The 13,250-nt window shown below is 36.9% G+C and carries 13 protein-coding genes; 2 read left to right on the top strand and 11 right to left on the bottom strand.

The genetic code is table 11. From position 1 onward, the window contains the following. Nucleotides 1–156: 156 nt before the first annotated feature. Both C3F34_RS15985 and C3F34_RS15980 read right to left on the bottom strand, forming a co-directional pair. Nucleotides 157–561, bottom strand: a complete 405-nt coding sequence (locus C3F34_RS15985; RefSeq protein WP_104442075.1) for a hypothetical protein — start codon at nucleotides 559–561, stop codon at nucleotides 157–159. Nucleotides 562–567: 6 nt separating this feature from the next. Continuing rightward, nucleotides 568–1,023: a hypothetical protein gene (locus C3F34_RS15980; RefSeq protein WP_104442074.1), complete on the bottom strand. Its 456-nt coding sequence runs from the start codon at nucleotides 1,021–1,023 to the stop codon at nucleotides 568–570. Nucleotides 1,024–1,464: 441 nt separating this feature from the next. Between C3F34_RS15980 and C3F34_RS15975 the strand changes: the two genes are divergently transcribed. Continuing rightward, complete coding sequence (locus C3F34_RS15975) at nucleotides 1,465–1,989, top strand: hypothetical protein (protein WP_104442073.1); 525 nt, start codon at nucleotides 1,465–1,467, stop codon at nucleotides 1,987–1,989. 321 nt (nucleotides 1,990–2,310) lie between these two features. Here C3F34_RS15975 and C3F34_RS15970 read toward each other — a convergent pair whose 3' ends face one another. The 6 genes from C3F34_RS15970 to C3F34_RS15945 form a co-directional block, all read right to left on the bottom strand. After that, a complete protein-coding gene (locus C3F34_RS15970; protein WP_104442072.1) occupies nucleotides 2,311–3,267 on the bottom strand; it encodes a hypothetical protein in 957 nt (318 codons plus the stop codon). Continuing rightward, on the bottom strand, nucleotides 3,264–4,601 hold the full coding sequence (locus C3F34_RS15965) for a glycosyltransferase (protein ID WP_016168073.1): 1,338 nt from the start codon (nucleotides 4,599–4,601) through the stop codon (nucleotides 3,264–3,266). Before C3F34_RS15965 ends, C3F34_RS15970 begins: the two co-directional genes overlap by 4 nt. A 585-nt stretch (nucleotides 4,602–5,186) precedes the next feature. Next, nucleotides 5,187–5,930 carry an SDR family oxidoreductase gene (locus C3F34_RS15960; RefSeq protein WP_104442071.1) on the bottom strand — a complete coding sequence of 248 codons (744 nt, stop codon included), beginning with the start codon at nucleotides 5,928–5,930 and terminating at the stop codon, nucleotides 5,187–5,189. A 13-nt stretch (nucleotides 5,931–5,943) separates the two neighbouring features. Continuing rightward, on the bottom strand, nucleotides 5,944–6,642 hold the full coding sequence (locus C3F34_RS15955; protein WP_044737862.1) for a histidine phosphatase family protein: 699 nt from the start codon (nucleotides 6,640–6,642) through the stop codon (nucleotides 5,944–5,946). Further along, nucleotides 6,639–7,760 carry a phosphotransferase family protein gene (locus C3F34_RS15950; RefSeq protein WP_104442070.1) on the bottom strand — a complete coding sequence of 374 codons (1,122 nt, stop codon included), beginning with the start codon at nucleotides 7,758–7,760 and terminating at the stop codon, nucleotides 6,639–6,641. Before C3F34_RS15950 ends, C3F34_RS15955 begins: the two co-directional genes overlap by 4 nt. 55 nt (nucleotides 7,761–7,815) lie before the next feature. Further along, a complete protein-coding gene (locus C3F34_RS15945) occupies nucleotides 7,816–9,054 on the bottom strand; it encodes an acyl-CoA dehydrogenase family protein (protein WP_044737864.1) in 1,239 nt (412 codons plus the stop codon). A gap of 92 nt (nucleotides 9,055–9,146) precedes the next feature. On the opposite strand from C3F34_RS15945, the gene C3F34_RS15940 reads away from it, so the two are divergent. Next, the gene (locus tag C3F34_RS15940) at nucleotides 9,147–10,064 is read left to right on the top strand and encodes a LysR family transcriptional regulator (RefSeq protein WP_044737865.1); all 918 of its coding nucleotides are present in this window, start codon (nucleotides 9,147–9,149) and stop codon (nucleotides 10,062–10,064) included. Nucleotides 10,065–10,301: 237 nt separating this feature from the next. Here C3F34_RS15940 and C3F34_RS15935 read toward each other — a convergent pair whose 3' ends face one another. From C3F34_RS15935 to fumC, 3 genes are all read right to left on the bottom strand, one after another. Next, entirely contained in the window at nucleotides 10,302–10,904 is a 603-nt protein-coding gene (locus C3F34_RS15935) for a nitroreductase family protein (protein WP_044737866.1), read from the bottom strand. Between the two features lie 281 nt (nucleotides 10,905–11,185). Continuing rightward, complete coding sequence (locus C3F34_RS15930; protein WP_044737867.1) at nucleotides 11,186–11,680, bottom strand: hypothetical protein; 495 nt, start codon at nucleotides 11,678–11,680, stop codon at nucleotides 11,186–11,188. Nucleotides 11,681–11,770: 90 nt separating this feature from the next. Then, a complete protein-coding gene (gene fumC, locus C3F34_RS15925) occupies nucleotides 11,771–13,165 on the bottom strand; it encodes a class II fumarate hydratase (RefSeq protein WP_044737868.1) in 1,395 nt (464 codons plus the stop codon). Between the last annotated feature and the right edge of the window lie 85 nt (nucleotides 13,166–13,250).

Below are 13,250 nucleotides of genomic sequence, written 5' to 3'. Positions count from 1 at the left end.
ATACCTCTCATCATTAAAAACAATTTTACATATTCCTTTTAAGTTATAGGAAATATAAAAGTATTGAATTAAATAAAGTAAGAAGAAAAAGATTAGAAACAAGAAACCGAAAAATATTAAAGGAATCTCTGTAAGTAAGGAAATAATGATATCCATTTAATTTACTTTATCCTCAATAATATCATACGCTTTTTCAGCTCCCCAACCCGTGACGTCATCTGCTGCAAAACCAAGAACAACTAGGGACGTTCCTCCAGTCGCCACAGTAAGTACAATAAATGCCCCAGCATCTCCACTAGGCAATCCCCCACCAATTTTAGAAGTTTCAACAGATTTTCTAATTGCTTTTTCTTCTGCTATTTTTGAAGCAAATTCTGTATGAATTTTATTCAATCTCACAACAACACCATCAGAAAATGCGAGTGCTCTATCACTTTCAAATAAGTGAATAAAATTATTTAAAGCAATATATTTCAAATTTGGATCTTGGTTCATATTCATACTTTGCTTATTTTCAGCTACTGTAAAAAAATGAACCAATTTCACTTTTAACTTTAACAAGTCAAATCAAAATTTCTTAGATACGGTTGGATAAACAGGTACGCGAAGTTCTTTTCGATTCTCGTTTAAACCATCAATATCTGATTGGTTGATTTCACTGATCGTTGAATTTACAAGAGACCACACTAATTCTTTTTCTTCTGCTGTAGTCCGAGTTGAACTCCAGTCCATGTTCGAGTTAGTGTAAGTCGAATAAATAGGTTTATCACTGTCCTTCACACGGATAAAAACAGCAGCTATTGTTTGATTATTAGTAATACTTGAATTGTAATTGATTGAAACACTAGCTTTGGCTTTTTCTAACAGTTCACAAACTTCATCATAGTTTTCAAAACTAAACCCATCTTCCTGAATTTGATCAGATAACTCATCATTTGCATGATAGTTAATCGTACATTCTTCAGCAGCAAAACTATTTTGTGCAAGTAATGCGAAAGTAAATCCTAACAAAACCTTTTTCATAAAATTATTCTCAAGTAATAAAAAAAATAATCAAAATCCACCTCAACCCCCAAAGGATAACTTCAAATATTTAAATGAAATATATGAAATTCTAATGAGGTTTTTAGTAAATGTAAGTGACTTTGATTTTAAATTGTGGATTTTAGATCCTTATTATTTAAAAATCAATTTTTAACAATTTTACATTTAAACTAAATAATAAATATAATTTAATAAGAACAAAGTATATTTTGCTGCCAAACTTGGCCGAAAAATTATGCTTTAGTAATTACTAACGACGCTTGTACAGAGCCTGTTACAGATAAGCCATGCTTGCAAGTTCATGAAGCTTATGTAAGCAACTCGAACTAATGAGTTTAAGAAGGATGCAATAAAACTGTTTAAAAATTAATCTTTATTTTTTGAAAAATCACAATCCAAATTCAAATTATGGGCTTTAGTATGAAAAATTTTCCCTACTTTATAATTTCAATATTTACAATTTGTCTATCTTTACACGCTTATGCAGACCCTAATTTAGTTTCTAAAAAATATACAATCGATCCTCAAACAAAATTATTTGATAAAAAAATTGTCTCTGATACCAGCTTTCACGAGTACCAAGAAAATTTAACTGAAAATGTTAATTACATTATGGATGTAATTGATAAGAAGAATAAATTTGAAACAGAAAAAAGGCTTTTGAGTACTCAAGAAAACTATGACTTGGCCTGTCATTTAAGAGATTATTCTGAACAATCACTAAAATATATAAATCAGTATCCTCGATATAAAAAGCAAGTTTACAACTACTTTGAAACAATCCAAAATTTCAATACTAATTTTCAAAATACCATTAAAAAATACAATATTACATGCTCGAACGGTTATGTTCCCCCACCATTTAGCCTTGAATCAAAATGGAAAGAAATTCCATCAAATGATGACTTTAGTATCACATATGTGGATATAGATTGGCATATTTAAATATCTTCGAGAACAACCTATATTCTATATATTTAATTTAATATCAGTAATTTACATAAATTTTCAATCTTTTCATAAGTACACCCACCAATAATCCCCCCCTACTGACACCTGTTATCAAATTGAACTTTGTCATTGAAGAGTTTAATGTTCTCCTTTAGGTGAACCAACATTAGCTACAACAAAGCAACCCGAGCAGAATTGAGTAAGTTAGGAAGGGCTTAAATTCATGCATTTAATACACTGAAACGCAAGATTTCAGCCCTATCCTCAATAAGGTGAATATCAACAAGAATTTCATTTCTAACTTATAAAAAATATCTAAAACTGTAAAATCCATTCACCTCTGACATAGGGATAACTATAATTCGGACCGTTAAAAGAGGCACTTTTATTATATCCAGCATTCATACGAAAAAATTGAGATCCATACACTGGACTTTGCAAGTTTAATTCAAAAAGTTGAGTTGACTGACTTGGATCATCATTAATTTTTTCCCGCCCTAGGCCAACTGTCAAGCCTGTAGACCATTTAGCAAAGCGCTGACGCCAACCAACTGCCAACATAGATTCTTCATAGTTCTTTGGATTGAAATACGCACCACCAACATCCTCTTGACGACTATGATAGGTTCGATAGCGTGCTTGAACCGTAAGGCCTAGGTTGAGTGAAGGTTGATAAATCACTTTAATTCGACCATGATCGCGGCGATTATCATCTGAAAAAAATTGTGTTCCAGCCAAACCGACTAGTGTGACATGATCACCTAAGCCCTGATCTAAAGCAGCACCTACGAAGGTGAAATTAATCCCCTGATCCAGAGCAGATTGCGTTTCTACCCAGTCACGATTGACAAATACTTCTAAGGCAGTTTTATCAAAAAACTGTGTTCGATAGCTACCATCAAGTGTTAACAATGTATGGTTATCCTGCTCGAATAGACCTGCATCTAAAAACCAGCCATTTGCAGTGGCTGAATCTACATCTCTCCCTACAAAGGATATTTTCTGTCCATCTCGATTCCAGTTATCGGCCTTATACTGATAAGCACTAGCACGCACACCTAGATAACTATCGCCACTTTCATATTTCGGAAAAAATTCTGCTGATAGCTTACGAGTTTGAAATCCCTCACTATCATCACTGAAAAAGAATTCTGTTCCAACAGCCCGTCCACTTGTGCCTTTTTTTTCTTCTAATTCATTAGCAAAACAGCCCATGCTAATCATCATTAATAGAGGAATAGTAATACATAAATTTGTTGGTTTTATTTTCATTTCGTTCCCCATGTTTTTCGCGTTCTCAAAATTTCGTCCAAATATCCGAGAATACTCGCAGGTTGTAATAAGAAGCTATATGCAAAAACATATATTAAAAAACCAGTAAAATTCTTACGTACTTTCAGCCCCATTTCATCAAACATCTGTCGTTCAATAAAATAATTTAAGAGACCTAACAATAAAGCCATAGGAAGCAGAACCAACGTCATAATGCCGACAATCCAGTAATAGCCAAAACACGCCAATACTAACCCTGGCAAGAATCCAAAAGTAAAGGCCAGATCTAACCAAGGAAAAAGCAGATTCCAATAAATAAAGAATGTTGAAAGTCGTGGTTTGATTAAAATGGATGGATGTTTAATAAAAGCTTCCATCATGCCTCGTGCCCATCGCTGGCGCTGCTTAATAAAAACTCTGAGTGTGGTGGGTGCATTGGTAAAAAGACAGGCATCCTCACAGTGCCCAACTCTGTACCCTGCATTCAGTAATGACCAAGTGAGTACAATGTCTTCGCCTACGCATTCTGGCCAACCACCAACCTCAATCAATGCAGCACGGTCATAAATAGAGAAAGCTCCTTGCGCAACTAAAGTACCTTGATAAAGCGATTGCATGCGCTTGGTTGCTGAAATTCCAAGAAAATAGTCCCATTCTTGAGTTTTAGTCAGCAAATTCTCTCGAGAGTTACGAACCAAAATCTTACCAGCTACAGCGCGAGTATTTGGTGGATCTAAAAGATAGCGTTCAACAATATTAATCAACGCAATACGATGTAAATATGAATCAGCATCAATGGTGACTACAAGGTCATGTTCAACCAATTTAAACCCTTCATTTAAGGCATGTGCTTTACCAGCATTTTTCTCTAAATCAAGAAAAGTAAGCCATGAAAACTGTTCTTGTAGATTTCTAACAATATTCGCTGTCTCATCTTTAGATCCGTCATTAATGACAATAACTTGTAACTTACCAGGATAATTCTGTTGGCTGATACTCACCAAAGTATCTTTAATCGAAGCAGCTTCATTATAAGCAGCAATCAGAATACTGATGCCAGGATAAAATGGAAGTGCCTCTCGACGAGGCCTTTTATCCATCATTAAGCTCAAAGCAGCGAATGAGTTCATAAAGCCTGGAATAATAGCAATTCCATAAATCAGAAAAATAGCAGCAAACATACCAATGTGCGTACTAAGATCATGTATCCACGCTTGTGCTATCCATATTGAAAACCAAGTCCAAAGACAAGCACCAATCAAAGCGATACAAAATTTAAAACGTATCGAAAAATAAATTAGAGATATTTCTTTGTCAGTATCAGTACTAATCATTATATTTTTCCATTAATTTTTTTATAACTATAATCATACTTAATAACACGACTCAAAAATAAATTTAATAGTTACTAAACTTATGTGAAGTCTTAATTATTGTTATACCAAATGCTTTTGATTTTGTGGATACTTTTTAATCAGTTCTAATAGCTAAACATCAACCAACACAACAGAATCTAATGCCCCAAATGCAGAAATTTAGAAAAAGGCATAAAGGATCACTCTTCACAAACAAGTCAAAATGATATACACCTTATTCTGTGCAACCAGTACCTAGAAACGGTTAAAACTTCCTGTGCTAACTAATCAGTTTTGGTTAGTATGTGACAGAGTCTATGAGGATCATGAGATTCATCTTATTTGAAAGATTTCGGTGAAAACTGTGGAATTGACCAAGCCCACTCTCTTATGAAAGCAGATGTTAAAAAGCTTTCGGAAGTGAGCCTTTCCGAGCGAATTGAATTTTTGTTAAATTAATAATACCTTTATTTTAAGTAAGTTAGCCGAAAGGCCCACATTGAAATCAGTGGGCTTCTCAAAATAAATAAAATTACTTAGGAATATTTCTTAGCTAAAAGAGAATTAGCCCAATTTATTTACAATTCGCAAAGGTAAGACTTTCATCGCTAAGCTCATTGGTAGCCACGGCCACTTTGGAACATACGCCTTGACAGGAGCTTTCTCAATCGCTTCTGCAAGTAAGTGTGAACCCATTTTTTCATCGACCTCAAATGGTAACTTTTTCGCCCCTTCATTTAGTTCTGTACGGATGTAGCCAGGGAATATAGTTGAAACTTTAATGGGTGTATCAATCAATTCGGCACGAATCCCTTCTGCCAAGTGAGCAACAGCAGCTTTACTGGCGGCATAAGTTGAAAGATGTTTTGGTAAGCCACGCATCGCACTCATAGAAGAAATCACCACGAGATGCCCTGAATTTTGTGCACGGAAAATTTCAACGGCCGCTTCACATTGTGCCAATGCAGAAATAAAATTAGTCTCGGCTGTTGCTCGGTTAATCTCAAAATTACCTTTACCAATACGACGACCTTGTCCAACTCCCGCATTTACAATAATTCGATCTAATTTGCCAAAGTCTTGTTGGAAAGCCTTAAACACTTCGAACACTTGATCGTAATTGGTCACATCTAAAGTTTTGGCAATTACCTGAATACCATACAGACTTTCAAGCTCTTGTTTAAGTGCTTCTAGTCGTTCTAGACGTCGCGCACAAATGGCAAGGTTATAACCTTTTTGAGCAAATTCACGCGCCATACCTGCGCCTAAACCTGAACTCGCCCCTGTAATTAAAATGGTTTTTGCCATGAGTCAATCCTTGTTATATCCATGTTAAAAGTTCTGAGTCATCTGCTTTAATAAAATGATGCTCATTTAAACTGAGTAATTGCGGTTCATTTCCAACTAAACGCAAAGTGGTCATGCTGGTATTAGTAATCGCCCAATTCAGCGCAAAAGTTCGATTGGGGTTCAGTTCTAGAATCTTTCCTGCCGCTACAGAAATTACACCGCCAGAAGTAAATACAACTGCATAGCGTGGCTTAGTTTGTGCTAACTCATTACACAAATCTTGCAAAGCTGTTTCGACTCGGTCTTTAAATATCGGCCATGACTCTTCATATTCATGATGATATTCACCACCTGTCCAGCGCTTTATTGCCCCTTCAAATATTTTTGCCAGATAGGCACGTGGGTTTACATGCTGCGCGACATCTGATTTCAACAAATGTGGCTCATTGAATCTTGGCTCATACTGAGCAAAAACTTGTTGATGATTGAATTCATTCCATTGTGAATCTGTCACGACTTGGCTATGAGGAAAACATTCCGCCAAAGCCAATTGCGCCGTTTGCTGATGGCGATGCATTGAACCAGCGACCACATACGGTGATTCTTTTAAAATATTTTTGAAATATTGACCTAATCGTTGCGCTTGTAATTCACCTTTCTCCGAAAGTTTGTCATAACTCTCGGCACCGAAAGATGCCTGCCCATGACGAATCAAATAAATGGTGGTCATTTTTCTAAAATTTCCTTAAATTTTTCCATATATTTATGTGCAATTTCATTGGCCTCGAGTTTTTGAATACCAATCAGTTTCAACGCTCGGATATGCAGAGCATGAATGATCACCCAAAAATCTTTAAAGGCTGGATTGTTAGTTTGCTTATGGAAATAGCGATAGTAAATTTGCTGCGCGATAACTGCTAGACGGAAGATGCCAAACACCTCGTAAAAGGTCCAGTTTTTAGGCTGTAATCCTGTTTTCTCTAGGTAATATTCTACGACTTGCTTTCGGGTAAACATGCCTTTCATGTTAGTTGGTTGGCGTCGTGTCGCTTTAAAAATTTTACTGTCAGTTTCTTCTACCCAGTATGCCAATGCTGAACCCAAATCCATGAGCGGATCACCAAGCGTTGCCATTTCCCAATCCAAAACCCCAATCACTTGTGTCGGATCTTCTGGATTTAGAATTACATTATCAAAACGCCAATCATTATGGATCAAACAGGTTGCCGAATCCTCTGGGATATTATCTAAAAGCCATTTACGCACAAACTTGAAGGTCGGAACATTGACCGTGTGTGCTTTTTCAAAACGCTGATCCCAACCTTCGACTTGTCTACGGCAATAACCTTCACCTTTGCCCAACTTTTCCAGTTCTGTGCCTTGATAGGGTACTTGGTGCAATTCGATGAGTTTATCAATCACATTTACACATAACTGATGCACTTGCGCTTCAGAAAAATGTAATTCTGGTGGAAGTTTTGCGCGTGGAATAATACCCGCAATCCGTTTCATGACATAAAAGTCACAACCCAATACAGACTCATCCTGACAAAGCCCGATCATCTCAGGTAATACAGGATAAAACGGGGCCAGATTTTTCTGCACCGTATATTCACGAGCCATATCATGGGCAGATTTTGCTTTAGTACCTTTGGGTGGGCGACGCAGAATCAGATCAGTGTTGTCATATTTGAGTCGATACGTCCAATTTGAAGCGCCACCCGAGTATTGTGTGACTTCAACTTGTCCTTCTAATACAACACCTTGTGACTTGAGCCAATCTTCTACAGCCTGTACATCCAGTTCTTCACCTTCACGTACATTGCTACCTACATCAATTACCGACATACCCGTTATCCCTGATTCTTAGAATATGAATGTTTTACTTAGTTTTACCACAGCTTTATTTTTTACGCGCGCCGTATCCACGTTTTTTCAGTTCAAGTTTGGCAATCATCCCTTTATGCACTTCATCAGGGCCGTCGGCTAAACGCAAACTTCTTGCTTGAGCAAAAAATCCTGTTAATGGTGTGTCTCGAGAAACACCTGCACCACCGTGAATTTGTATTGCCATATCCACCACTTTTTCCAACACACTTGGTGCAACCACTTTAATGGCTGAAATTTCAGTTAAGGCAGCCATGTTGCCTAAAGTATCCATTTTGTATGCAGCATACAAAGTCAGTAAACGTGCTTGATCAATGGCAACTCGAGCTTCTGCAACACGTTCTAAGTTACCACCCAATTTCAGAATTTCTTTTCCAAATGCAGTTCGACTCATTCCACGGTCAATCATCAGTTCTAATGATTTTTCCGCTGCTCCTATACAACGCATACAATGATGAATACGACCAGGCCCTAGACGGCCTTGTGCAATTTCAAAGCCTTGACCCGCACCACCAATAAAGTTAGATACAGGAACACGCACATTATTGAAGCTAATTTCGCCATGGCCATGTGGTGCATCATAATCCCCAAATACGGGTAACATCCGCTCGATGGTTACACCTGCTGAATCAATCGGTACAAGAACCATCGAATGTTGATGATGACGATCTTTAGTTTCATCAGGCGTATGCGCCATAAAAATAATAATTTTGGCATTTGGATCACCTAAACCTGATGACCACCATTTACGTCCATTCAAGACAATTTCATCACCCTCAACCACAGCAGTTGCCTGCATGTTGGTTGCATCACTCGAAGCAACTGCGGGTTCCGTCATACAAAATACTGAACGAATTTTTCCTTCCAATAATGGCGTTAACCATTGCTGTTTTTGTTGATCGCTACCATAGCGCCATAACACTTCCATATTACCGCTGTCTGGGGCATTACAGTTAAATATGGTTGGTGCAATTAAGCTACGACCTGTTAACTCTGCAATATGCGCATATTCTTGTACGGAAAGCCCTGCACCCAATATTGGATCGGGTAAGAACATATTCCATAAACCTGCTGCTTGAGCTTTAGCTTTTAATTGTTCTAATTGCGCTGGCCATTGCCATTGAGTCCAATCCCCATTGGGATTTAAGTGATGTACTTCATTCCAAAATTCAGTTTCTATTGGCTCAATTTCATTTGTAATAAATGTTTTTGTGCGTTCTATATAGTCTTTGGCACGTGCTGAGAGTTCAAACATAGGTTTATCCTGTGAATTTTGTATATTTTCGCTTTACAGTACATTAGCTCGAAAATTAGTATGAATGAAATGATTTTATTTAATCTAATACTATGAGCAATATTCATAATAATGTAGACATGGATTTAGCGACGTTCTACCGTATCGATATCAATCTTTATCCTCTTTTTATTGCTATTTATGAGTTAAAAAGTATTTCAAAATCAGCACATATACTCAATATTACACAATCTGCTGCTAGCCATGCCTTACAACGTTTGCGCTTACAACTGCGAGATGATTTGTTCATTCGCGCTGGTCATAAGATGCTACCTACACCGTTTGCAGAACAATCTTATCCCATCATCAAAAAAGCTTTGCATGCTATTCAAAGTGTTTCACTTCAGAAACAAAGCTTTGAACCCATCATGATTAAAACACTTAAAATTGCTGTCCATGATGAAATTGAACCGATTATTTTCCCACGACTTTTTCAACACTTCCAGCAACTCAATTTAGAGATTCAATTTACAAGTTTTAAATTAGATCGAAAAACCGTTGTTGCGGATTTGGCTGCACAGCAAATTGATTTTGTAATGGATTTAGAACAAAATTTTGGAGAGAAAATTCAATTTCAAGCACTGGTAAATGACCGTTTCGTTGTCTGTACACGACAAGCTCACATGAGCGAAAAGCATTATTTTTCTTCTCCACATATTGGCGTATCTTCCCGCCGTACAGGGTTATTATTAGAAGATATATATTTTCAACGTCAACAATTGAATCGGAACATTTTATTACGTTGCCAGAACTACTCTACTGCTCTCCAAATATTAGAACAAAATGATCAAGCGATTTTAACTCTACCAGAGACAATTTTGTCTCACTTACAAGTCGGCTCATCCTTGAATATTTTTCCTGCCCCTGCTGAATTACCTTATATGAAGATGGGTATGTTTTGGCATAAAGATTTAAATGAAAATTTAAGGCATGCTTTTTTGAGAGAGCAAATTAATTATATTTTTACTTAGGCTATTTAGGGGATACATATAAAATGCTTAGGCTATTTATCTTCTCTAAATTGGCTTATATCGACACTAAATAAAAAAATGGTTTGCATTGCAAACCATTTGAACTGAAAGATTCATCACTTAATAATTTAATCTAGATCTATTTCCATCTATCCAAATCTATTTAATTTATTGATTAGAACCTATACCACTTAAAAGAAGAAATCATAAAACTTATTTTCTCATTCGAATCTAGATTTATTGGAAAACTTTAAATCGTTCGGAATTTTCAATATATGTTTTTTCTTTAGCTTCTGCCTCTATTGAACCAAATACAAGTTGAGCACGTAGTTTCCAATTTTTAGGAATGTCCCATTCATTATGGACTTGCTCATCTACAATTGGATTGTAATGCTGTAAAGAAGCCCCTAGCCCTTCTGTATGCAACGCTGTCCATGTTGCAAATTGAGCCATAGCAGTGGAATGCTCTGCCCAGATTGGGAAGTTTTCTGCATACAAGGCAAAACGAGTTTGTAAATCTTCTACCACGCTCATGTCTTCAAAAAATAGAATCGTACCCAATCCTGCGGCAAAACTATCCATTTTAGCATCGGTTTTAGCTGCTGCTACTTCATCAGTTGCGTAAGTCTGTAATTCTTTTTTCACGAAATTCCAAAACTTTTCATGCTCTGCATTAAATAAAATTACGGCGCGTGAAGACTGTGAATTAAATGAAGATGGACTTTCGCGAATCGTTCGCTGAATTAAATTCGTTAAATATTCAGGTGTTTGCTCTACATTTTTTGCCAATGCATAAATGGTACGGCGTTGTTCAATTAAGTTCAGGAATTCATTTGCCATGTTGCATGCCTTGAATGATGGGTTAATAAAAGGAGAATTCTTAGACTGTGCTTCGCTAATATTGAATATTATGCAAAATTAATTCCAACTTACTTATAAAAGTTAATAAGATTCATATCTATATTTTTTATATTTGGTAAAAATAGCTTTAATAGATACTTATACACTATTGAGCATAAGCCTAAAATTTATGAAGCAATCGATCATTAAGATAATAAAAAAACCATTTAGCCGTTAATGCCAAATGGTTTCTTTTTTTAAATCAGGGGTTTTAATAAATCTTAAGCTAGGTTCGCTTGCAATACATTATTTGGAAGGTGGGCTTTCCAGATTGCTCTTAATGTTGGTAAATAGAACTTCTCGCCCAGTTCAACCAATTCAGCGTCAATCAAAGCATGAATTTCGTGCATGAATAGATAATCGAGTTCTACTGTTTTTAATTTTGCATGTTTTTGGGCATCAGTTTTGCGCTTTTGTTGTGCACGCTTAACTAATTCATCCGCAAATTTTTTATCCTTAAATTTCGCCAAGGCTGTCAAACGTAGTTCAATCACACCCCAGCCACTTAAAAGTAACTTAAATAGTTCAAAATCTTCAGTGTTTGACTCCCATGTCATTTCCTCTAAATTTTCATTTTCAGGCAATACTGGAAGTAGCAGCTCCATCACACTTGGAAAAATCTTTTTAAAATTTAGAATAAATTTAACAGGATGCTCACCTGGGTAATCCTTAAATTGAATACGTTTCTGAACATCTGTCAAATAGATATCGAGCATAGGTCATCATCAGCGGTAAAAATCTAATGCGTATTGTACGCACTTATGCAACAGATAAAAACCGCTGATCTCATTTCGATTTACAGAAGCTTATTTTACGTTCGGCGAAACCATATTTTCTGGTCGAACCACTGCATCAAATTGCTCTTCGGTCACCAATTGCAGCTCAACTGCCACCTGCTTAAGGGTTTTACCTTCTTTATAAGCGGTTTTAGCCACTTTTGCTGCATTCTCATAACCAATTACAGGGTTCAATGCCGTTACTAACATTAATGAATTATGTAGGAAATAATCAATTTTCTCTCGGTTTGGCTCAATTCCGACCGCACAATGCTCATTAAAGCTATTACATGCATCACCCAACAATTGAATAGATTGCAATAAGTTATAGGCAATCACAGGCATAAATACATTCAGTTCAAAATTACCTGAAGCACCTGCAACGTTAATGGTTGTATCATTGCCCAACACCTGTGCAACCACCATGGTCATAGCTTCGCTTTGGGTTGGATTCACTTTACCAGGCATGATACTTGAACCTGGTTCATTTTCAGGGATACGAATTTCACCAAAACCGCAACGTGGGCCACTGGCCAACCAACGAATATCATTCGCAATTTTATTTAGACTTGCTGCCAGTGTTTTTAATGCACCTGATGCAAACACTGCCGCATCACGCCCAGCGAGCGCTTCAAATTTATTTGGCGCTGTAACAAAAGGAAGTCCGGTAAGCTGAGATAGTTGCTCAGCTGCTTTTTCCGCATAATCAGGATGAGCATTTAACCCTGTTCCGACAGCCGTTCCTCCTAAAGGCAACTCATATAAGCCTGACAATGCCTGATGTAAACGTTTTAAACCATGATCTAGCTGAGATACATAACCACTAAACTCTTGGCCCAAAGTTAACGGCGTTGCATCTTGTAAATGAGTACGCCCAATTTTCACAATATCATGAAATTCTTGTGCTTTAGCATCTAAGGTGTTTCGCAATTGTGTTACTGCGGGAATCAATAGTTCATTAATTTGCAGACTCGCTGCAACATGTATTGCGGTTGGGAATGAATCATTGGTTGATTGTGCACGGTTTACATGGTCATTGGGATGTACAGGTTTTTGTGCACCAAGAGGATTACCTAATTTCTGATTAGCGATATTGGCAATCACTTCATTGCAGTTCATGTTACTTTGCGTACCCGAACCAGTTTGCCAAACGACCAGTGGAAATTGGCTGTCCCATTGTCCCTGAATCACTTCTTCTGCTGCATCGACGATATAACGTGCTAATTCTTGTGGAATTTGATTCAGATCCGAATTGGTCAATGCAGCAGCTTTTTTTACAAGCCCCATCGCTCGAATCATTGGTCGAGGTAAACGCTCGCCACCAATTTTAAAGTTCTGCAAACTCCGTTGAGTCTGTGCCCCCCACATTGCATCTGCGGGAACTTCAACTTCACCCATGGTGTCATGTTCAATACGTGTATACATGTTTACCTCTATCTTCTTTATCTATCTATGATCTTTTTTACTTATTCAGGTTGAATAGTGTTGTTATTTTAATGTAATGATACGA

The sequence above is a fragment of the Acinetobacter sp. ACNIH2 genome, assembly GCF_002934965.1.
In the GTDB taxonomy this organism is placed as follows: Bacteria; Pseudomonadota; Gammaproteobacteria; order Pseudomonadales; family Moraxellaceae; genus Acinetobacter; species Acinetobacter tandoii.
The sequence above is the reverse complement of the archived record's forward strand: the minus strand, read 5'-3'. Positions and strand labels throughout refer to the sequence as shown.

Coding starts and splice junctions, on each gene's coding strand:
- C3F34_RS15955 (WP_044737862.1), bottom strand. CDS start 6,642: ATGACCACCATTTATTTGATTCGTCATGGGCAGGCATCTTTCGGTGCC.
- C3F34_RS15960 (WP_104442071.1), bottom strand. CDS start 5,930: ATGGCAAAAACCATTTTAATTACAGGGGCGAGTTCAGGTTTAGGCGCA.
- fumC (WP_044737868.1), bottom strand. CDS start 13,165: ATGTATACACGTATTGAACATGACACCATGGGTGAAGTTGAAGTTCCC.
- C3F34_RS15940 (WP_044737865.1), top strand. CDS start 9,147: ATGAGCAATATTCATAATAATGTAGACATGGATTTAGCGACGTTCTAC.
- C3F34_RS15930 (WP_044737867.1), bottom strand. CDS start 11,680: ATGCTCGATATCTATTTGACAGATGTTCAGAAACGTATTCAATTTAAG.
- C3F34_RS15945 (WP_044737864.1), bottom strand. CDS start 9,054: ATGTTTGAACTCTCAGCACGTGCCAAAGACTATATAGAACGCACAAAA.
- C3F34_RS15965 (WP_016168073.1), bottom strand. CDS start 4,601: ATGATTAGTACTGATACTGACAAAGAAATATCTCTAATTTATTTTTCG.
- C3F34_RS15970 (WP_104442072.1), bottom strand. CDS start 3,267: ATGAAAATAAAACCAACAAATTTATGTATTACTATTCCTCTATTAATG.
- C3F34_RS15935 (WP_044737866.1), bottom strand. CDS start 10,904: ATGGCAAATGAATTCCTGAACTTAATTGAACAACGCCGTACCATTTAT.
- C3F34_RS15950 (WP_104442070.1), bottom strand. CDS start 7,760: ATGTCGGTAATTGATGTAGGTAGCAATGTACGTGAAGGTGAAGAACTG.
- C3F34_RS15980 (WP_104442074.1), bottom strand. CDS start 1,023: ATGAAAAAGGTTTTGTTAGGATTTACTTTCGCATTACTTGCACAAAAT.
- C3F34_RS15975 (WP_104442073.1), top strand. CDS start 1,465: ATGAAAAATTTTCCCTACTTTATAATTTCAATATTTACAATTTGTCTA.